This is a genomic window from Agrobacterium sp. 16-2014-1-2a, assembly GCF_053522705.1.
In genome coordinates this window covers 134,415-152,114 of the sequence record NZ_JBNWBX010000006.1, presented here as the reverse complement: position 1 = coordinate 152,114, position 17,700 = coordinate 134,415, and the positions used below count along the sequence as shown (strand labels likewise).

The window sequence follows — 17,700 nt, the reverse complement described above, 5'->3', positions numbered from 1 at the left end:
TGTCAGGAGACGGAACATGCCAAAGATCCTCATCACCGGTTGCTCGTCCGGTTTCGGCCTCGCCATCGCACAAAAATTCTTGAACACCGGGTGGGACGTCGTCGCAACCATGCGCACGCCGCGAAGCGACCTTCTTCCTTCGAACGACAGGCTCGAAATCCTGCTGCTGGATGTCACCAGCGCGGACAGCATTGCTGAGGCAGTCGAAACCGCCGGCACGATCGATGCTCTGGTCAACAATGCCGGGGTCGGCCTGCTCAATGTGCTTGAAGGCACGGAGATGTCGAATATTCGCGAACTGTTCGAGACAAACGTCTTCGGTGCGATGGCGATGTCAAAAGCTGTCCTTCCGCAGATGCGGTCCCGTCGCTCAGGCGTCATCGTTAACGTCAGCTCGGCCGTCACGATAAGGCCGTTGCCCGCGCTTTCGGTTTACAGCGCCAGCAAGGCAGCACTCAATGCCTTCACGGAGAGCCTCGCGCTCGAGGCGGCGCTGTTCGGCATCCGCGCTAAACTCGTCCTACCTGGCTCTGCACCGACGACCGGCTTCGGCAAGAATGCTGTCTCGCGCATGGGCATGGAAATCCCCGAGCCTTACCAAGCATTCGTCCAAGACTACCTGACGAAGTTGAGATCCGGGACTGAAGTCACGACGCCGGATGAGGTCGCAGAGGCTGTCTGGAGGTCTGTGACAGAGAGCGATGCGCCAATGAAGATCCCGGCCGGAGCGGACGCGGAAACCTCATATCGCGAAGCCGGTCATTCGCTCGCCTAACATCATCACCCAAATCAACCTTTGAAGGTCCAGACCCATGAATAATCTGATCAATCTCGCGATGCATATTCCGACACCTGAGGCCGCTCTCACCGTAGCCTACACGCCGATCCGTCTTTCGATGCACGGCCGCCAGCCATTGGAACTGCGTCTGACCGCCCCCGCTACGGGGGCCAAGCTTCCGATCGTGCTGCTGTCGCATGGCTACGGCCCATCCAACTACATTCCGTCAAAGGACGGTTACGCTCCTCTTGTCCAGTTTTGGGCCGAGAGAGGGTTCGTGGTGATCCAGCCGACGCATGCGAGTTCTCGCGTCGGTGGCCTGCCGTCAAATTCATCCGGCACGCCATTCTTCTGGCGCGAGCGTGTCAATGAGATGAAGGCGATCCTTGACCAGTTGACCGAAATTGAACGGGAGGCGCCAGCCGTTGCTGGCCGGATGGATCATTCACGCATCGGCGCGGTCGGTCATTCCTTTGGCGGCCACACCGTTGGGCTCCTGCTCGGCGCGCAGGTGGATGGTGAGGATTTTTCCGATCCAAGAATCTCGGCCGGCGTTCTCCTGACGACACCGGGCCGCGGCGGCAAGGACATGACGCCTGAGAGTGCTGCCCGTTTTCCGTTTTTCGACGTCGATTTCTCGACGCTCTCGACACGCAGCCTCGTCGTTTGCGGTGATATGGACAATCCGCATTTTACAACCCGCGGTCCTGAGTGGCATGCAGATGCATTCCACGATGCACCGGGCGCTAAAGAAATGCTGATGATGCACGGGGTCGGTCATGGTCTTGGCGGCATTGCAGCTCTCGACGCAAAGGAAACAGACACTGAAGCACCAGACGTGCTGGAAGCGACCCGACGTCTTGCGCTCGCCTGGCTTCAGACCGCGCTCGGCGCGGACAAGGGCGCTTGGCCGAGAGCTTGCCTCGCACTTAAGGGTGAGGTCGCAACGCTTGCGGCGGTCAGAGAGAAGCAGATCTAGACCTGGGGGCGATTGTTTTAGGCATCGTCGGGACTGATCTTGTTATGCCCGCTTTTACCGAGATCGCTCGCGATATTGGTGGCGACCGCTTCAACGCAGGCGACCCTCGCGGCTTACGTCGCGGGCACGCGGGTGGGGCTACTCGCCCGTACCTGTTGATCTGGTCGCTCTTCCAGATCCGCGCTGTTCATAGTCCCACCGCCGCCGCGCATTGAGTATTTCCATGACAGGCGATTACGCCGCACTACCAATCCACGTACGTTAAATCAATCAATAATTCAGTTAGCTATTATGTCTGATTGGCAGGTCGCAGGTTCGATTCCGCTTAAGTGCTTAATACGCACACGTCCATTGATCGGTAGGGATTGTGCTTGAGCGGAGGAAGGTAGGGGGATCAGAGTCTCCGAAATAGCAAAGCCCTCCAAGCGACATCGGACAAGCATCAGTGGTGGCTACAAAACTACATATGTGTTAATGTGGGTTTTCTTAGATTTGGACTGCGTTAGATGAGCCGATTGACGATCGACATAACGGATCAACAACATCAAAGCCTGAAGGCGCTGGCAGCATTGCAAGGCAAGACAATCAAGCAGTATGCGCTTGAGCTCCTCTTCCCCGGTGACGCAGACGCAGAGCGAATCTGGGGGGAGTTGAGGACGTTGATGAACATGCGCGTCAATGAGGGGCTTGCCGGGAGACTGTCGACCAAAACTGTAGGGGAGATCCTTGACGAGGAGGTTTCCGAGGGTCGCGTTTAACTGCCTATATTCTTACCGCGGAAGCGGAATCAGATCTACCTTCGGTAATCCGCTACACATATACGCAATGGAGTGCTGCGCAGGTACGCCGCTAGTCTCGGGTTTGGAGCGAGGTATCGCAACCCTTGCCGAAGGCAGAGGTTCGTTCAAGGATATGAGTGCGCTTTATCCGGCGTTAAGTATGGCGCGATGCCAGCACCACTACGTCTTTTGTCTGCTTCGTGAGGATGCGCCCGCCCTTATCGTAGCGATTTTTCACGAACGAATGGATCTGATGAAGCGTTCGGTGGATCGTCTGAAAGAATGACGTTTGGGCGGAGGCGAGATTATGTGAGCCCAAGACCGACGAATCGTCGTTGTTGCGTGGCCGAAACATGGGTCGTCAGTTCTGATCCCTTCAAGAGCGAAACCGGCCAAAACCAGGCGGTTGTGCTATCCCGGCAGCCGTTGCATCACCGCCGTCAGGACTTCGCTACCTGCTGCAGTTTGTTTATGTGCTCGCGGCAGAGCGCCTCGATCAGGGCGTGAAGTTGTGCCGTTCGGTCCTGAAGCCAGGCGAGTGCCTCTTCGGAAATTTCGAAACGCTTCGAATAGCGCGCTTTGACGTAGGCCTCGTTGAGAACGTTGTACCATGCGGTAAAACGCTGATGGTCGCGTGGCCAGATGTCGACCAGCCGCTGATCACGATCCTCTGAAAGGCCTCGGAGGAATTTGAGGTTGTGTGACGCAGGTGAATAGTTTGTCACTGTCAGGAGAAAGCAGTTGTAGGCCGTCTCGACCGCCTGATGAAGTTGGAAGGCCGCGATGTTGGCATTGTTATCCTTAAGGGCAAACCCAGCCAACCTGATGAAGGTTTGAGCATCAGGAAAATGCCTGCGGAAATGCTCCTCCGCCACCCTGAGTGCATCGGCAGGGCTGAGCGGTTTCGCTTCAGCCAACGGCCGGTCGTCGAATTCATAGAGCACGACACCTTCACGGGCGAGATCGACGAAGAAGGCTTGGCCATCATGCAGAAAATTGCTGATCTCGCGTGCTCCATGCACGATGAGACCAACGGGTGTCTCGATCTCCTTGTCCCACATCAGCCGGTCGGTTGCCTTGTCCCAGTATTTCGGATCGGCCAGTTCCTTGTTGCTAACGATGACGAGAATATCGAAATCCGATCGATAGCCCTTTGACGTGTGCGGCTCATCCACCCAAGTGCCACGGGCGTAGGAGCCGAACAGAATGATTTTGAAAATCTGCCCGTCTTTCTTGGCCTCGGACTTCGAGCGCTCGACAATGCCGGCGAACTCTTCGTGGATGATCCGGACCACCCTTCCCAGTTCGCGCTGCTTTGTCTGCGGAAGATGTCCGATATCCGTTTTCATAGCCTCACCATCGATTCTTCTGAACGGATATTCTAGCCGTGATCGGGTGGCGATTGCTACTCCACATTGTTGTAGGGGTTGAGGGGCTAGGACGCCATTTTTCGGTTTAGGATCGAGGTCTGTCGGAATAAGAATACATGAACTACCTCCTGGTGGTCCAAGTCTCGTCCACATCCCGCCCCGCCAGAACCGTCAATATTCCATGCCGAAACACAGACATGTCGATATTCCACCAATGACAGAGCAAGAAATGAGCGATTTTACAGGCAGCGCAGCCATCCCTTCACGGACAATTCACCCCCCACAGTCCATCAGCGTCGAAGCGCAAGCGTCACTGTCGCGCCTGGTCGACAAGGACGGCAGTCCCATCAATGCGCAGTATGAAATGCCCTCTCCGGAGGACTTTTCCGGCTGGATGAATAAAAAAGCCGTAGTAGATGCGCATTACGCCGCCGCGGCAAAAGATCTTGCCGGGAGTTTGCAGTCCACAGTCGAGACAATTGTAGTCGAACAAGCAACGATCCATGTCGCGACGCCGCACGGACAATTTGATGCTCGTGGCGCACTGATCGATCTGCATGGCGGCGCATTGGTGTTCGGAGGCGGTGAGGCCTGCCGCGTCAGTGCGCGTCGACAGGCGCACCAGCATGTCGTTCGATGCTACGGCGTCGACTACCGGATGCCGCCTGAGCATCCATATCCGGCCGCTCTTGATGACTGCTTGGCCACGTATCGCCATGTCTTGACTGGTCATTCCTCCGACAAGGTGGTCATCTTGGGTCGATCGGCAGGCGGCAATCTGGCGACCGCCATGCTGCTGCGGGCGAGAGATGAAGGCATGCCAATGCCCGGCAGATTAGTCTTGCTCTCGCCACAGGTTGACCTCACCGAATCGGGCGACAGTTTCCAAACAAACCAGATGATTGATCTCGTTCTGCCGCGCCCGCTCAGATCAAACAACCTGCTCTACGCCGGTGGTGCTGATCTTTCCAATCCCTATCTATCACCGCTCTTCGGCGATTTGGCGGGCCTTCCGCCGACATTCCTGCAGACCGGCACGCGTGACCTGTTCCTATCGAACACGGTGAGGATGCATCGAGCCTTGCGAAAAGCTGGCGTGGAAACAGAATTGCACGTCTTTGAAGCGATGCCCCATGGTGGCTTCATGGGTGGGACACCGGAAGACCAGGAACTCGAAGCGGAGATCCACCGGTTCGTCATGGCAAACTGGAACTGAGGCGGGAAACCCACACAGGTTTGGCGCAGCCCCTCTGTTGACCTGCTACATCCCTGGCCACATTCCTCCGTCAAGTCGGAGGTTTGCTCCTGTGATATAGCCGGCACGGGGGCTCGAGAGAAACGCAATCGCATCCGCAATCTCCTCGAGGGTTCCGACCCTTCCAAGGGGCACCTGAGCAAACATTGGCAGGATTTCTCTCTCTATGTCATTCCAGGGGGCGTCAATGGCCATCCCCTTCTCAATGGCCTTCTTACGGAATGCGGTATCCAAACTGATGCTATGCACCGTTCCAGGCGAAACGGTGTTTGCGGTGATGCCGTGTGCAGCAACGTCTTTTGCGAGCGACGCCGTCATCGCGATCATGGCTGCTTTGGCGGCAGAGTAGTCCGGTCGACTTGCAGGCGGCATCAGGGCCGCTAGGCTTGAGATGTTTATGATCCGACCCCACCGCGACGCTTTCATTGCGGGCAGAACGAGCGAGATGATCCTCACAGATGCGAGCACATTCCTGTCATAGACAGCGGCCCACGTTTCAGAGTTTGTCGAGGTCCAATCCTCCGCCGGGGCAGATCCGCCGGCATTGTTGACCAGGATGTCGATCGAGCCTGCTGCAGCCTTTGAATCACGAACCAGACGATCAACCTGATCCGGCACTGTCAGATCGCCGAATACCGCGAAAGCATGACCTCCAGAGGATATGATATCATGGGCGACCTCCTCTGTTTTCATTCTGTCGCGACCGTGGACAAGAACGGTTGCCCCTTCCTTTGCGAGGCCTCTGGCCACGCCCTCGCCAATCCCCTTACTGCTTCCCGTGACCAGTGCAACCTTGTTTTGGAGTTGTAAGTCCATGATATTTCATCCGTGTTATCGTCTCCTGCAGATATGAGGTTCGTTGATGAAACAGGCAATTACGCACTTTAAAGTGCCTGTCGAGGACAGGGCGACATGCCTCGGAGCCGACGGATCTGTCTCTCATGTGAGCAGGGTGCTTCGGATGATCACAGGACGTTGGAAACTGCCGATCCTTTTCCGATTGTTCGCCGAACCATCATTGCGGGCATCGCAGTTCATGAGAGACATACCTGGCATATCCCAGAAGATGCTAACGCAACATCTCAGGGAACTGGAAAATGACGGCCTCATAATCCGACACGACTTTCAAGAGCAGCCTCCTCGAGTCGAATACTCGCTGAGTTCAGCAGGCCACGGGCTTATGCCGATTTTGATGGCGGTCAGGGAATTCTCTCGGGATTATCCTGTCGAACGGCGTCGATAACTAACTTGGGTGCCGAACGCTTGGCGCAACATTCCGAAAATATCGCTTGTATTATGGACTGAATGGTTCCATATTGACTCCATGGTCAAGCGCACTCAAATATCCGCGTCCGTTGGTCGCCCTCGAGAATTTGAACTCGATGAAGCAGTTCGAAAAGCAATGCAGGTATTTTGGGATCGTGGATATCACGATGCATCACTTCCCGACCTGCTTGAGGGCATGGAGCTTTCCAGAGGCAGCTTTTATAAGGCTTTCGTCGACAAGCGAGGCGTCTATCTGCGTGCCCTCGACGCTTACATCGAGGAAGCCGTTCGCTCGGTCGGTGAAACGCTGCATTCCAATCCGTCGCCCAAAGCCGCAATTCGAGACGCTTTTTCTCAACAAGTGGATCAAGCATCGGGAACGGAAGGTCTGCGTGGATGCCTTGTCGTCTTTGCAGCTGTCGAAATGCTACCAGAGGATAAAGAGGTCGCACCACGTATTTCCCGGCTGTTCAGACGGTTGCAAGATCTTTATGCGGCGGCGATCATAAGGGCCCAGGGCTTGGGCGAAATCGATCCAGGGCTGGATGAACGAACGCTCGCCAGGTTCCTCGTGTGTCAGATTCAGGGCATGCGGGTCCTGGCCAAGGCAGGAGCGGATCGCGCTGAGACGAGGGCCATGGTCGAACTGGCACTGAAGGCACTTGGCTGACCCAAATTTGGAACCAAATAGTTCCAAATACTTAACATTGCAAACCGTCGATCGATTTTTTGGTCGATGTGGAGAGACTTATGAGAGACACCAGCAATCCCGATGACAAACTCGATCCACGTCGATGGATAGCACTGGTCATCCTTTTGACCGGCGCCTTTTTGCCACCGCTCGACTTCTTCATCGTCAATGTGGCGCTGCCCTCGATCCGGGAGGATTTCAGGGCCTCTGCGTCAACGATGCAGCTGATTATCTCCGGTTACGCCACCACCTATGCTGTGATGCTGATCACTGGGGGCAGGCTTGGAGATCTCTATGGTCGACGAAATGTCTTTCTGGCTGGAATGGTCGGGTTTGCAGCCGCATCTGCCTTATGCGGTTTTGCCTGGTCTCAGGCCGCGTTGGTCGCTGGCCGTATCCTTCAGGGGTTTGCAGCGGCAATCATGGCACCGCAAGCCTTGGCTTCCATCAATGCGATTTTCCCAGACCACGAAAAATCAAAAGCCCTCAGCTTTTATGCCCTGACATTCGGGGTTGCATCGATGGTTGGTCTGTTTCTCGGTGGTGCGTTGATTGCGCTTGATATCCTTGGACTTGGATGGAGAGCCATCTTCCTCATCAATCTGCCAGTTGTCGCGGTCGCTGCGCCGTCGGCCTTCATCATGTTGCGGGAAACCCGATCTGAGCGCCCAAGCAAACTGGATCTTGGCGGAGCATTGTTGATCGCGATTGCGCTATCTGCGCTGATTGCGCCGCTGATCGAGGGGCGGGAGCAGGGGTGGCCGATCTGGCTAATCCTGATGCTTGCCACGTCCCTCCCGTTTTTCCTCCTGTTCTGGCGGCATGAGAAACACCTGGAGTCGGCGGGGAGAGATCCGATTCTTGCACCTAGCCTGCTGCAAAACCGTGGACTAATGCGCGGGCTGCTGGCTGCATTGTTCTTCTACTCGCTTGCGGCCTTCTGGCTGATATTCTCGGTCTATCAGCAGGGTGGCCTTGGTCTGACGCCTTTCGAGGCCGGGCTGGCGATCCTTCCTGCGGCCGTCGGCTTCGTCCTTGGTCCTTTTGCAAGTGAGCGCATCCTCCGCGTCTTCGGAAGATTTTCCGCCGGCGCCGGCATGGTGCTGCAAGCTGCAGGGTTGTTTGGAACGGCGGCCTTGATTTCGAATGGCCTTCCGCAATTCCTTTTTGCTGCGCTTTTTCTTATCGGAGCGGGGCAGGGGATCGCCCTTCCAAACCTGGTGAAGAGCATCGTGCAAAGGGTGGACCGGACGCAGTCAGGATTGGCCTCTGGTCTGGTCAATTCGATGTTTCAGATTGGCGGTGCGTTGGCAGCCGCAATCGTTGGCGGATTGTTCTTCTCGATCTTGGGGTCGGCCACAGACGTTCAATCCATTGGCCGAGCATACAGCGTTGCAGCCGTTGCAATTGCCATTTGTCTTCTCATCGCGGGATGGCTTTCCGTCAGCCTGACATCGCCCCAACCGTTGCGTCGATGAGCGGCGCGATAGCAGCGCATCACTAGCCGATCGCGCTGAAACGGCGTGAAACTCCCGAGCAAAACAGAGACATTCAGAGGTACTCTCCATGAACAACATCTCCACATTACCTCTTTCCGGCAAGCGCGCGCTGGTCACCGGTGCGGCACGCGGTATCGGTGCGGCAATTGCGCTAAAACTGGCCGAGGATGGTGCCGACGTTGCGATCACCTATGAGAAGTCGGTCGAGAAAGCGGAAGCTCTCGTTGCCAAGATCCGCGCCATGGGTCGAAATGCGATCGCCATCCATGCCGATGCCGCGAGCACATCCGCCGCCATGGCTACCGTCGAACAAACTGTCGCTGAGCTCGGCGGCCTTGATATTCTCGTCAATAATGCCGGTGTCCTTTTCGCAAGTGATTTCTCCATGCAGCCACTTGAGGAGATTGATCTTCAGCTGAACGTCAATGTTCGCGGCGTCTTTCTGATCACCCAGGCAGCGCTGAAATACATCCCCAACGGAGGTCGCATCATCAGTACCGGCAGCAATGCGGGTCTGGCTGTGCCGTTCGCGGGGATCGCGGTCTATGCCGCGACCAAGTCTGCGCTGGAAAGCTTCACGCGCGGTCTCGCACGTGAGCTGGGCTCTCGGGAAATTACCGTCAATCTGGTTCGACCAGGTCCGATTGATACTGACATGAACCCTGCCGATGGCGCGCTTGCAGCCGCTATTCTGCCAAACCTGTCGATTGCTCGATATGGTAAAACCAGAGAAGTCGCTGAGGCCGTCGCCTTTCTTGCGGGGCCCGGTGCAGCCTACATCACCGGCTCAGGCATTCTCGTCGATGGCGGCATCAGTGCCTGAGCATTAATACGAGGCGGTGCCTCGCCGCTCTGTCCTGTAGGTGATAACGCGGAATTTGGGCGCGCATGGGCTGCGGAGTTCCCTCCGCTGCACTGTGCGCGTAAATTTGGCGAAGCGGGCGGCGGCCATCATCCAGGAATTTCTCCACTCCGTTGGTGGTTTTCCTGCGTTGCAATCGTACCTAGGTAGCAAATATGGGTGGCCTGGTTTCTGCTCAAGCGCCCGTTGAGCGGTAACATACCTAACGTATGAACATGGAGAAACATTTGAAGACCATCGGCATACTTGGCGGAATGTCCGCGACATCAACCCAGATTTATTACCGAGAACTCTGCAGGCTTACCCGCGAGAGCCTGGGAGGACTTCATTCTCCCGAGCTTCTCATACGGTCTGTCGACTTCGACGAAATCGAAAAATTGCAGGCATCCTCCGATTGGGACGCGGCGGGCCGAATCCTCAATGAACATGCTATCGCGCTGCAGCGCGGCGGCGCCGACCTCCTCATCCTTGCGACAAACACCATGCACAAGGTGGCGGACAAGATCGTGGGCGGGGTGTCGATTCCCTTCGTGCACATCGCGGACGCAACTGCAACCGCTATCGTCGACCGCGGTTTCCGGAGACCGGGTTTGATGGCAACCGCCTTCACCATGGAACAGACCTTCTATACCGACCGTCTCATCGCTCAGGGGCTGTCGCCAACGATCCCTGAAGCTGATGATCGAGCTGAAACCCATCGTATTATCTATGAAGAGCTGTGCCGCGACATCGTTCGCGAGGAGAGCCGCTTGACCTATGAACGGATTGCGCAGCACCTGGTCGACAAAGGCTGCGACTGTCTTATCCTCGGCTGTACCGAGGTGGGTATGCTGTTAAACCAGGATCACGTAGGCGTTCCCGTCTTCGACACGACCCTCATTCATTGCAAAGCCGCCCTTCAAGCTGCTTTACAATGACATGTTGTGTTCTGACGGTCGATCGATCGTGAGAACGGTGAGGGGCAATGGTCAAACCTGTTCGCCCAGGTGATGCCGGACCCACTTCGCTTCTTCCGATGCGGTACGCCCGAAATGCCGTCTGAAGTCGCGGCTGAATTGCGCCGGGCTGACATAGCCCACTGACGCCGCCACCTCTGCAATTGTTCCAGTCTGGCGGGCGATCATCAGTCTCGCTTCATGGAGCCGCATCGCCTTCACATATTGCATGGGACTTGAGCCTGTCAGCTCCTTGAAATGGACATGGTAGGAAGGAACGCTCATGCCCACCGCTCTGGCAAGGTCCGCGACGGTGATTTCAGAGCCGTAGTTTTTGCGCAGCCATGCCAGGCTCTCGACCAGTTTTCCCGACGTCCCTTTCCGCTGCAGGGCCGCGATCACTGCGCCGCCTTGCGGCCCTGACATGACCCGGTAATGCAGCTCACGCAGGATGGAGTGTCCAAGGACAGCGACCTCAACCGGACTGCCAAGCGCCGTGAGCAAGCGGAGCAGGACGTCTTCGATACTGCTATCCATCCTGCTCGAGAAGAGCCCTTTTGGCTTGACGCTTGCAGGACCGGCGAGTTTTTCGAGCTGCGTGGAGATCTCGGCCGCCATCTGCATGTCGAACTCTAAATAGACCGCGAGCAGTGGCCGCCTTGGACTGGCTGTAGATGTCATCCGGAAGGGAACGGGCACCGAAACGGCAAGATAGTGGTCTTCGTCGTAGAGGTAGATTTCCCCGTCCAGAATGCCGTGTTTGCTCCCCTGCAATACGAACACGGCACCCGGCTTATAAAGAACCGGAATGTCATTCAGCACTGCTTCCGTGCGTAGGATACGGATACAACCGAGCCCGGTCTGGTTGTAGCCAAGACGAGGAGCGAGTTGTCCGGCCAAGGCGGCACACTGGTTATCTGTAGAGGGCGGCGTTTTACAGTTCATAGGAATTGGCAAAACTCTAAAAGGATCCGCAATCGAACCCGCGTTGTCTCCAGACTATCTGTCACATCAACGGGTAATCAAGGAGTTTCAGAAATGTCGAGCAAAACGTTTTTCATAACAGGGGCGAACTCGGGCTTTGGGCTGGCCATCGCCACTGCCGCAATCGAAGCCGGTCACAGGGTCATCGGGACTCTCCGATCCGAAGCTTCGCGTGAAGCGCTGGCAAAGGCCCTCCCGGAACTGCGCCCGGTCCTCTGCGACGTAACCGATTTCGACCGCATCCCTGACGTCGTTCAGCAAGCGGAGGGCGAACACGGGCCAGTCGATGTGCTGATCAACAATGCCGGATACGGTCACGAGGGTGTGCTTGAGGAATCGCCGATCGAGGAGATGCGCCGCCAGTTCGACGTGAACGTGTTTGGCGCCGTTGCAGTCGCCAAGGCGTTTCTCCCGAGGTTCCGTGAGCGCCGAAGCGGCTTTATCGTCAACGTCACGTCGATGGGCGGCATGATCACCATGCCCGGCATCGCCTATTACTGCGGCAGCAAGTTCGCGTTGCAGGGTATTTCAGAAGTCATGCGTTTGGAAATGGCGCCGTTCGGTGTGCACGTAACAACCCTTTGCCCCGGCTCGTTTCGGACGGACTGGGCAGGCCGTTCCATGGTCCGCACAGAGCGTTCCATTGCTGACTATGATACCCTGTTTGATCCGATCCGCGAGGCGCGTCAGGCAGTGAACGGCAAGCAGCTCGGAAATCCGCAAAAGCTCGCCGACGCGGTGCTTACCCTCATCGAATCTGACAATCCCCCGCCGCAACTTCTCCTTGGCAGCGATGCGCTCAAACATGTAACGGCGCGGATCGAACGCCTGACCCAGGAAATCGAAGCTTGGAAGGGCGTGACTGTCTCCACGGACGGCTAACGCAACCCAAAAATTTGCTGTTGACGATCTGCCTACTAGAAGGTAGACAAGCTGCATGAGCAATCTTTCGACCACCTCGGACGACATTCTTGCGTCCACCCGACACCTTCTGATAAGCGGCGGCTACAATGGCTTCAGCTACGCCGATATCTCGGAGATTGTCGGTATCCGCAAAGCAAGCATTCATCATCATTTTCCCAGCAAGGTCGATCTGGTGCGTGAGCTGGTCAAGCGTTATCGGGAGGATGGCCAGGCAAGCGTGGCAGTCCTTGAGCAGAAGGTTCCGAATGCTCTGGACATCCTCAAGGCTTATGCAAACCACTGGGCTGCATGCATTGAGGATGCCAGCAGACCCTACTGTGTCTGTGCTATGCTTGCCAGTGAACTGCCATCCCTCCCCACGGAAGTCGCAACCGAGGTTACGAACTTTTTTCGCTTCATCTCCTCGTGGCTGGCTTCGGTCATGGAGCGAGGTTCCAAGCAGGGCGAACTGAGTCTTACCAGTGCGCCGCATGTCGAAGCCGAAACATTTCTGGCAACCGTCTACGGGGCAATGCTTTCGGCGAGAGCCAATGGGAAGCCGGAAGTGTTCTCAATGATACTCGAACCTGCCCTCAATCGTCTCACGCCGACGGTTTCTCACTAATCCTGCGTGGCAAGGCTACTCGGGTCAATCGCGTCAATCGCGTCAATCGAAACTACCAACTAGTAGGAAGATAAAAATGAGAAATACTTTCCCAGCCTTGGCCCTCGGGCTGACCAGCATCCTTGCTGTAACTGTCCTTTCGGCACCCGCATCTGCCGAAGATAAGAAAGCCGCGCCGATCCATGTCCGCGGCAGCATCGTCGACTACCAGGCGTCAACGCTCAAAGTGAAGACCCGCGAAGGTGAGACCGTCGACGTCGCCCTTGCCGACGAGTGGAAAGTCGCCAGCGTTGCCAACGCAAAGGTCACCGACATCAAGCCGGGCGATTTTGTGGGTATCGCATCATTGCCAAAGGCCGACGGCGGCGATGGTGCGCTTGAGGTCCTTATTTTCCCGCCGGCAATGAAAGGCACAGGCGAGGGGAGCTACGGTTGGGATCTGAAGCCCGACAGCAGCATGACCAATGCGACAGTCGCGGATGCCGTTAAAGGCGTCGATGGCCGGACTGTCACCGTGACCTATCATGGCAAGGAAAAGAAGATCGCCATTCCGGATGGGACACCGGTCGTGACCATCGCCGCGGCCACCAAGGATGATCTCGTTCCTGGCGCCGTTGTCTTCATCACCGCCGAAAAGACTGCAACAGGCCCTATCGCCCATCAGGTGGTCGTCGGCAAGAATGGCGTGGTTCCACCCATGTGAAGACCACGCCGTCACTGGCCGGAGCAGCCGCCTTACTGCTTCGGCCAGTGACTACAGATCGACGCTGCTTGGTGTGCAGCCGCTAATGCACAGATGAAAGACGCTGAGATGAGCGCAGACGCTTCCAATGACAATGTTCAATACCCTCGGACGATCTTTATCCGCCGCCACTCAGTTGTGACTCGGCTTACGCACTGGCTGAACGTGCTTTGCCTGGGCTTCCTTCTTTTGAGCGGGCTTCAGATCTTCAATGCCCACCCGGAGCTTTATTGGGGTCATTATGGCGCGAACGGCGACCCTGCCATCCTGACAATCGGCTCAGATGATGGCGGTGGTCAGCCGCGCGGTTTCGTTCGTATTGCCGGGCTGGAGATCCCCACGACGGGCCTGCTTGGCGTTTCTCAGGCTGATGGCGAACAAGTCTCACGCGCTTTTCCCTCCTGGGCAACCATCCCTTCATTCCAGGATCTTGCGGCCGGACGTCGCTGGCATTTCTTCTTCGCCTGGCTGTTTGTGATCAACGGCATTGTCTATCTCGGCTTCAGCGTGCTGAGCGGACATTTCCGCAAAGACCTCGCGCCAAAGCCCCATGAGATCTCGCCGCGCCACCTCGGCCGCGAAATCCTCGACCACGCTCGGCTCCGCTTTCCGGAAGGGGAGGAGGCCAAACACTACAACGCGCTTCAAAAGCTCACCTATCTGGGGGTCATTGTCGTTCTGCTGCCGCTGATGGTGCTGACAGGTTTGACAATGTCGCCGGGCGTCGATGCCGCTCTGCCGTCCCTTGTCGATATTTTCGGCGGACGCCAGTCCGCGCGCACGATCCATTTCATCACAGCGTCGGCGCTTGTCATCTTCGTCATCGTGCACGTGGCAATGGTGGTCCTTTCCGGGACCTGGAACAACATCCGCTCGATGATCACCGGACGCTATGCGATCCAGGAGAAAGGCCAGAAATCATGAGCAAGCTTTTCACCCGACGCCGCTTTCTCATCGGCGGCACGCTCGGGGCCAGCGCCCTTACTCTCTCGGGTTGCGACCTCTTGGACCAGAACGCAGACGTCGCAAACGTCCTTCGCTCAGCTGAGCATCTGACCATGAAAGCCCAGAGACTGCTTCAGGGGCGCGATTCACTGGCGCGCGAGTTTGACGAAAAGGACATTTCCCCCTCCTTCCGTGTCAATGGAACGAGTGCTCCCGACAGCGATGAATATGCGGAGCTGTTGGAAGGTCACTTCACAAACTGGCGACTGAAGATCGACGGTCTTGTTGATCGGCCTCGAGAGATTTCGCTCATAGATCTGAAGGCGCTTCCTTCCCGCACCCAGATCACCCGCCATGACTGCGTCGAAGGCTGGAGCGCCATCGCCAAGTGGAGAGGCGTTCCGCTCGCCCATCTGTTGCGCCTTACTGGCGTCAAGCCGACGGCGCGATATGTCGTCCTGCATTGTGCCGACGAACTCGAAAAGACGCTCGACGGAAGCGGCCGCTATTACGAGAGCATTGATCTCATCGACGCGGTTCATCCGCAAACCATCCTCGCCTACGAGATGAACGGCGAGGACCTTAGCGTTGGTCACGGCGCGCCCTTGCGTCTCAGGGTCGAGCGGCAACTGGGGTACAAACAGGCCAAGTACATCATGCGCATCGAACTGGTCGACAGCTTCGCCGGCCTGTGGGGCGGGAACGGCGGCTATTGGGAAGATCGCGGCTACGAATGGTACGCCGGCATCTAAGGCCACCAAATGGCAAACCACAGGAAAACAATCCATGAGCCGACGCAAAGTCCAGAATGCGATGCCGATTTCAGCAATTGCACCTTCACGACAGGTCGAAATCAACCAAACCAGTTCGATCCTCTCGGATCCTGACGGCCGATGGGCGGCGAGGCACCAAGAGGCGATCAGCGATGCCTTCGAGAAAAGTGCGCGCATCAAGGGTTCCCACGGCGGCGGGGCAAAGGTTTCCTCTCAAGGCGGCTCGCATGACCTCGATAGTTCCGAGATGTCAGCCGGGAAACTCTCCGGCGAAAGCGATCGGATCGACCGTACTGAATGGGACGAGAACACCCTCTTCGGCAAGCATGTCGTCTTCATCTGACGACGCTAGCGCAAACCATCAATCAACCAGTTCAGAAAGTGGAAGAAAACAATGTCGCACAACCAGACCTCCCGTGCCCCGCGCGGCAACGACCAGTGGCTCAAGCAGTATTACTTTACCAGGGCGGCCTTCTCAGTGCTGTGGGTCGCGGCTGCGTTGACTGCCGGACGACATTCCTTTGCGGTGGCTGCCGCACTGCTGATCATCTATCCCGCTTGGGATGCAATCGCGAACGTTATCGATGCCGCAAGGAGCGGTGGTCTTGCCGCCAACCGGAGCCAAGCGATCAACGTCGCAGCGAGCTCGGTTATGACGATAGCCGTGATCCTGGCGTTGACAATGAACATGAACTGGGTTCTCGGCGCTTTCGGTCTATGGGCGATTTTTTCGGGGCTGTTGCAGCTTGGAACTGCCGTGAGGCGTTGGATAACGAGTGGAGGGCAGTGGGCGATGATTTTGAGCGGTGGCCAATCCTCTTTGGTCGGTGCACTCTTCATCTTTCAAGCGCAAATGCCGCAGGAACCTTCTATCTCAACGGTTGCGGGCTACGCTGGCGTCGGGGCATTCTACTTTCTGGTTTCGGCAATTTGGCTGTCGATCGCCCTGTCGCGTCGCAGTACGCAACCCATCTCGTAAGCGCTACCTCGCGCCAATGAAACCGCTTGGAAGATATTCAAATGATGACAGATGATGCGGCAGGGCAACTTGCTTCCTATCGGAGGACCATCGACAACCTGGATTCAGCTCTCCTCTATATCCTGGCCGAACGCTTTCGCTGTACCGAGCAAGTCGGCCATTTGAAGGCTAAGCAGGCGTTGCCGGCAATCGATAATGAGCGAGAGCGACGCCAATTGGATCGACTGATGAGCATCGCTAGTGATGTTGGCCTCAGTGGGCACTTTGTCGAACGGCTGATGACAATGATCGTGGGTGCTGTGGTGGAGCGGCATAGGGAGATTGCGGCCAAGAAGTAAGTTGTCTGTCGCGCCTGTGCTACCGCAGCCGTGGATCGGAGTGGAAAATCGATCTTCTTTGGGCGGCTTACCATGCAGCGGTTTTTGTGAGGTGGTCCGAGACGGTCGCGATAAACGCCCGAAGACGCTGAAGACGTCGCAGGTCCCGGTGATATCCCATCCAGATGTCTCGCGCCGGCGGGGGCTTAGGTAGTTCCAGTCTGCGGATACCCGGGATCTGATTGCCCACGACGCGGGGCAGGACGGCGATCCCAACGCCCTGCTTGCACATTCGTGCCTGGACGTTTCGGTTGTTTGATCGCAGCACGGGTCTCGCGTTCGGGAAACTCTCGGCGAGCCAGGCTATGTCGGGGAATTGCCCTGTCGAAGTATCGTGGGTGATCAGCCGGAAACCTGTCCCGTCGCCATATTTAGGGTCAGGCGAATCCTCGGCGATGTAGACGTCGTATTCGAGCCTGAAGAGCCGCCGTTGAATGACATCTGCAGTGTCGAACGGAACGATGCGAAAGGCGACGTCGGCCTCCCTTTGGGCGAGGTTGAACAGGCGAGTGCCGGTCAGGATTTCGACGTCTACATTGGGGTAGGCTTTCGAGAATTCTGCCAAAATGGGAGGCAGGACATAAGCCCCGAACCAGTCTGCTGATGAGATGCGCAGATTGCCTTTGAGATTTTGCTCCTGCCCGGCGAGCCGGCGCTCCATGGCAAGCGCGCCTTCTTCCATCTGCTCGGCCAGGGCGATGATCCCATGGCCCTCCTCGGTCAGCACGAGACCGTCCGCGGTCCGCTGGAAGAGCGTGTGGCCGATCGCCTCCTCAAGGGCACGCAGCCGTCTGCCGACGGTGGGATGGCTTGTGTGAAGAGCACGTGCAGCGCCGCCGAGCGTTCCGGATCGCGCAACCGCAAGGAAGATTTTCACGTCACTCCATTCCACGGCCAAGCCCTAACAAAAATGAACATTGAAAATACAAAACTGTCACTTCAAGTACAAATCTAAACA

Annotated in this window: 21 protein-coding genes; 17 read left to right on the top strand and 4 right to left on the bottom strand. The window is 56.9% G+C overall.

What is annotated here, in order from left to right; genetic code table 11:
* Positions 1–16: 16 nt before the first annotated feature.
* The 3 genes from ACQZ45_RS18510 to ACQZ45_RS18500 all read left to right on the top strand — a co-directional run bounded on the left by ACQZ45_RS18510 (position 17) and on the right by ACQZ45_RS18500 (position 2,515).
* The gene (locus ACQZ45_RS18510; protein WP_065689092.1) at positions 17–775 is read left to right on the top strand and encodes an SDR family oxidoreductase; all 759 of its coding nucleotides are present in this window, start codon (positions 17–19) and stop codon (positions 773–775) included.
* 37 nt (positions 776–812) lie between these two features.
* Positions 813–1,757, top strand: coding sequence for an alpha/beta hydrolase family protein (locus ACQZ45_RS18505; protein ID WP_448742409.1), 945 nt, complete (start codon positions 813–815; stop codon positions 1,755–1,757).
* 506 nt (positions 1,758–2,263) lie between these two features.
* Entirely contained in the window at positions 2,264–2,515 is a 252-nt protein-coding gene (locus ACQZ45_RS18500; protein WP_065689094.1) for an antitoxin, read from the top strand.
* Positions 2,516–2,976: 461 nt separating this feature from the next.
* Here ACQZ45_RS18500 and ACQZ45_RS18495 read toward each other — a convergent pair whose 3' ends face one another.
* Complete coding sequence (locus tag ACQZ45_RS18495; protein WP_065689096.1) at positions 2,977–3,885, bottom strand: nucleotidyltransferase and HEPN domain-containing protein; 909 nt, start codon at positions 3,883–3,885, stop codon at positions 2,977–2,979.
* 250 nt (positions 3,886–4,135) lie between these two features.
* On the opposite strand from ACQZ45_RS18495, the gene ACQZ45_RS18490 reads away from it, so the two are divergent.
* Entirely contained in the window at positions 4,136–5,122 is a 987-nt protein-coding gene (locus ACQZ45_RS18490) for an alpha/beta hydrolase (protein ID WP_065689097.1), read from the top strand.
* Positions 5,123–5,167: 45 nt separating this feature from the next.
* Here the strand turns inward: ACQZ45_RS18490 and ACQZ45_RS18485 are convergent, their stop codons facing one another.
* Positions 5,168–5,977 carry an SDR family NAD(P)-dependent oxidoreductase gene (locus ACQZ45_RS18485; RefSeq protein ID WP_065689098.1) on the bottom strand — a complete coding sequence of 270 codons (810 nt, stop codon included), beginning with the start codon at positions 5,975–5,977 and terminating at the stop codon, positions 5,168–5,170.
* 46 nt (positions 5,978–6,023) lie between these two features.
* Here ACQZ45_RS18485 and ACQZ45_RS18480 point away from each other — a divergent pair, with 46 nt between their 5' ends.
* The 5 genes from ACQZ45_RS18480 to ACQZ45_RS18460 all read left to right on the top strand — a co-directional run bounded on the left by ACQZ45_RS18480 (position 6,024) and on the right by ACQZ45_RS18460 (position 10,396).
* Entirely contained in the window at positions 6,024–6,404 is a 381-nt protein-coding gene (locus ACQZ45_RS18480) for a winged helix-turn-helix transcriptional regulator (RefSeq protein ID WP_065689099.1), read from the top strand.
* A gap of 9 nt (positions 6,405–6,413) precedes the next feature.
* Positions 6,414–7,097: a TetR/AcrR family transcriptional regulator gene (locus ACQZ45_RS18475; protein WP_244561990.1), complete on the top strand. Its 684-nt coding sequence runs from the start codon at positions 6,414–6,416 to the stop codon at positions 7,095–7,097.
* A gap of 80 nt (positions 7,098–7,177) precedes the next feature.
* On the top strand, positions 7,178–8,596 hold the full coding sequence (locus tag ACQZ45_RS18470) for an MFS transporter (protein WP_080850540.1): 1,419 nt from the start codon (positions 7,178–7,180) through the stop codon (positions 8,594–8,596).
* Positions 8,597–8,684: 88 nt separating this feature from the next.
* Positions 8,685–9,440: an SDR family oxidoreductase gene (locus ACQZ45_RS18465; protein ID WP_448742408.1), complete on the top strand. Its 756-nt coding sequence runs from the start codon at positions 8,685–8,687 to the stop codon at positions 9,438–9,440.
* 266 nt (positions 9,441–9,706) lie between these two features.
* Positions 9,707–10,396 (top strand): aspartate/glutamate racemase family protein, encoded by a 690-nt coding sequence (locus tag ACQZ45_RS18460; RefSeq protein WP_065689103.1) that lies wholly within the window; start codon positions 9,707–9,709, stop codon positions 10,394–10,396.
* A 51-nt stretch (positions 10,397–10,447) separates the two neighbouring features.
* On the opposite strand, the gene ACQZ45_RS18455 is transcribed toward ACQZ45_RS18460, so the two are convergent.
* Positions 10,448–11,359, bottom strand: a complete 912-nt coding sequence (locus ACQZ45_RS18455; protein ID WP_065689104.1) for an AraC family transcriptional regulator — start codon at positions 11,357–11,359, stop codon at positions 10,448–10,450.
* Between the two features lie 93 nt (positions 11,360–11,452).
* On the opposite strand from ACQZ45_RS18455, the gene ACQZ45_RS18450 reads away from it, so the two are divergent.
* The 8 genes from ACQZ45_RS18450 (at position 11,453) to ACQZ45_RS18415 (ending at position 16,703) form a co-directional block, all read left to right on the top strand.
* A complete protein-coding gene (locus ACQZ45_RS18450) occupies positions 11,453–12,280 on the top strand; it encodes an oxidoreductase (RefSeq protein WP_065689105.1) in 828 nt (275 codons plus the stop codon).
* Positions 12,281–12,335: 55 nt separating this feature from the next.
* Positions 12,336–12,926 carry a TetR/AcrR family transcriptional regulator gene (locus ACQZ45_RS18445; protein ID WP_003519161.1) on the top strand — a complete coding sequence of 197 codons (591 nt, stop codon included), beginning with the start codon at positions 12,336–12,338 and terminating at the stop codon, positions 12,924–12,926.
* 76 nt (positions 12,927–13,002) lie between these two features.
* A complete protein-coding gene (locus ACQZ45_RS18440; protein ID WP_065689106.1) occupies positions 13,003–13,629 on the top strand; it encodes a hypothetical protein in 627 nt (208 codons plus the stop codon).
* Positions 13,630–13,737: 108 nt separating this feature from the next.
* Positions 13,738–14,592, top strand: a complete 855-nt coding sequence (locus ACQZ45_RS18435) for a cytochrome b/b6 domain-containing protein (protein WP_080850538.1) — start codon at positions 13,738–13,740, stop codon at positions 14,590–14,592.
* Positions 14,589–15,365, top strand: coding sequence for a molybdopterin-binding protein (locus ACQZ45_RS18430; protein ID WP_013637168.1), 777 nt, complete (start codon positions 14,589–14,591; stop codon positions 15,363–15,365). The genes ACQZ45_RS18435 and ACQZ45_RS18430 overlap by 4 nt, the downstream gene beginning before the upstream one ends.
* A 34-nt stretch (positions 15,366–15,399) precedes the next feature.
* The gene (locus ACQZ45_RS18425; protein ID WP_080850536.1) at positions 15,400–15,729 is read left to right on the top strand and encodes a hypothetical protein; all 330 of its coding nucleotides are present in this window, start codon (positions 15,400–15,402) and stop codon (positions 15,727–15,729) included.
* A 51-nt stretch (positions 15,730–15,780) separates the two neighbouring features.
* Positions 15,781–16,365 carry a DUF308 domain-containing protein gene (locus ACQZ45_RS18420; protein ID WP_173998372.1) on the top strand — a complete coding sequence of 195 codons (585 nt, stop codon included), beginning with the start codon at positions 15,781–15,783 and terminating at the stop codon, positions 16,363–16,365.
* A gap of 41 nt (positions 16,366–16,406) precedes the next feature.
* The gene (locus ACQZ45_RS18415) at positions 16,407–16,703 is read left to right on the top strand and encodes a chorismate mutase (protein WP_080850532.1); all 297 of its coding nucleotides are present in this window, start codon (positions 16,407–16,409) and stop codon (positions 16,701–16,703) included.
* 67 nt (positions 16,704–16,770) lie between these two features.
* Here the strand turns inward: ACQZ45_RS18415 and ACQZ45_RS18410 are convergent, their stop codons facing one another.
* Entirely contained in the window at positions 16,771–17,634 is an 864-nt protein-coding gene (locus tag ACQZ45_RS18410; protein ID WP_080850762.1) for a LysR family transcriptional regulator, read from the bottom strand.
* Between the last annotated feature and the right edge of the window lie 66 nt (positions 17,635–17,700).

Bases quoted from the DNA above. Each gene is read 5' to 3' on its own strand.
- ACQZ45_RS18455 (WP_065689104.1), bottom strand. From the start codon at position 11,359: ATGAACTGTAAAACGCCGCCCTCTACAGATAACCAGTGTGCCGCCTTG.
- ACQZ45_RS18500 (WP_065689094.1), top strand. From the start codon at position 2,264: ATGAGCCGATTGACGATCGACATAACGGATCAACAACATCAAAGCCTG.
- ACQZ45_RS18480 (WP_065689099.1), top strand. From the start codon at position 6,024: ATGAAACAGGCAATTACGCACTTTAAAGTGCCTGTCGAGGACAGGGCG.
- ACQZ45_RS18425 (WP_080850536.1), top strand. From the start codon at position 15,400: ATGAGCCGACGCAAAGTCCAGAATGCGATGCCGATTTCAGCAATTGCA.
- ACQZ45_RS18415 (WP_080850532.1), top strand. From the start codon at position 16,407: ATGATGACAGATGATGCGGCAGGGCAACTTGCTTCCTATCGGAGGACC.
- ACQZ45_RS18445 (WP_003519161.1), top strand. From the start codon at position 12,336: ATGAGCAATCTTTCGACCACCTCGGACGACATTCTTGCGTCCACCCGA.
- ACQZ45_RS18495 (WP_065689096.1), bottom strand. From the start codon at position 3,885: ATGAAAACGGATATCGGACATCTTCCGCAGACAAAGCAGCGCGAACTG.
- ACQZ45_RS18510 (WP_065689092.1), top strand. From the start codon at position 17: ATGCCAAAGATCCTCATCACCGGTTGCTCGTCCGGTTTCGGCCTCGCC.
- ACQZ45_RS18435 (WP_080850538.1), top strand. From the start codon at position 13,738: ATGAGCGCAGACGCTTCCAATGACAATGTTCAATACCCTCGGACGATC.
- ACQZ45_RS18505 (WP_448742409.1), top strand. From the start codon at position 813: ATGAATAATCTGATCAATCTCGCGATGCATATTCCGACACCTGAGGCC.
- ACQZ45_RS18465 (WP_448742408.1), top strand. From the start codon at position 8,685: ATGAACAACATCTCCACATTACCTCTTTCCGGCAAGCGCGCGCTGGTC.
- ACQZ45_RS18450 (WP_065689105.1), top strand. From the start codon at position 11,453: ATGTCGAGCAAAACGTTTTTCATAACAGGGGCGAACTCGGGCTTTGGG.
- ACQZ45_RS18470 (WP_080850540.1), top strand. From the start codon at position 7,178: ATGAGAGACACCAGCAATCCCGATGACAAACTCGATCCACGTCGATGG.
- ACQZ45_RS18420 (WP_173998372.1), top strand. From the start codon at position 15,781: ATGTCGCACAACCAGACCTCCCGTGCCCCGCGCGGCAACGACCAGTGG.
- ACQZ45_RS18490 (WP_065689097.1), top strand. From the start codon at position 4,136: ATGAGCGATTTTACAGGCAGCGCAGCCATCCCTTCACGGACAATTCAC.
- ACQZ45_RS18430 (WP_013637168.1), top strand. From the start codon at position 14,589: ATGAGCAAGCTTTTCACCCGACGCCGCTTTCTCATCGGCGGCACGCTC.
- ACQZ45_RS18485 (WP_065689098.1), bottom strand. From the start codon at position 5,977: ATGGACTTACAACTCCAAAACAAGGTTGCACTGGTCACGGGAAGCAGT.
- ACQZ45_RS18440 (WP_065689106.1), top strand. From the start codon at position 13,003: ATGAGAAATACTTTCCCAGCCTTGGCCCTCGGGCTGACCAGCATCCTT.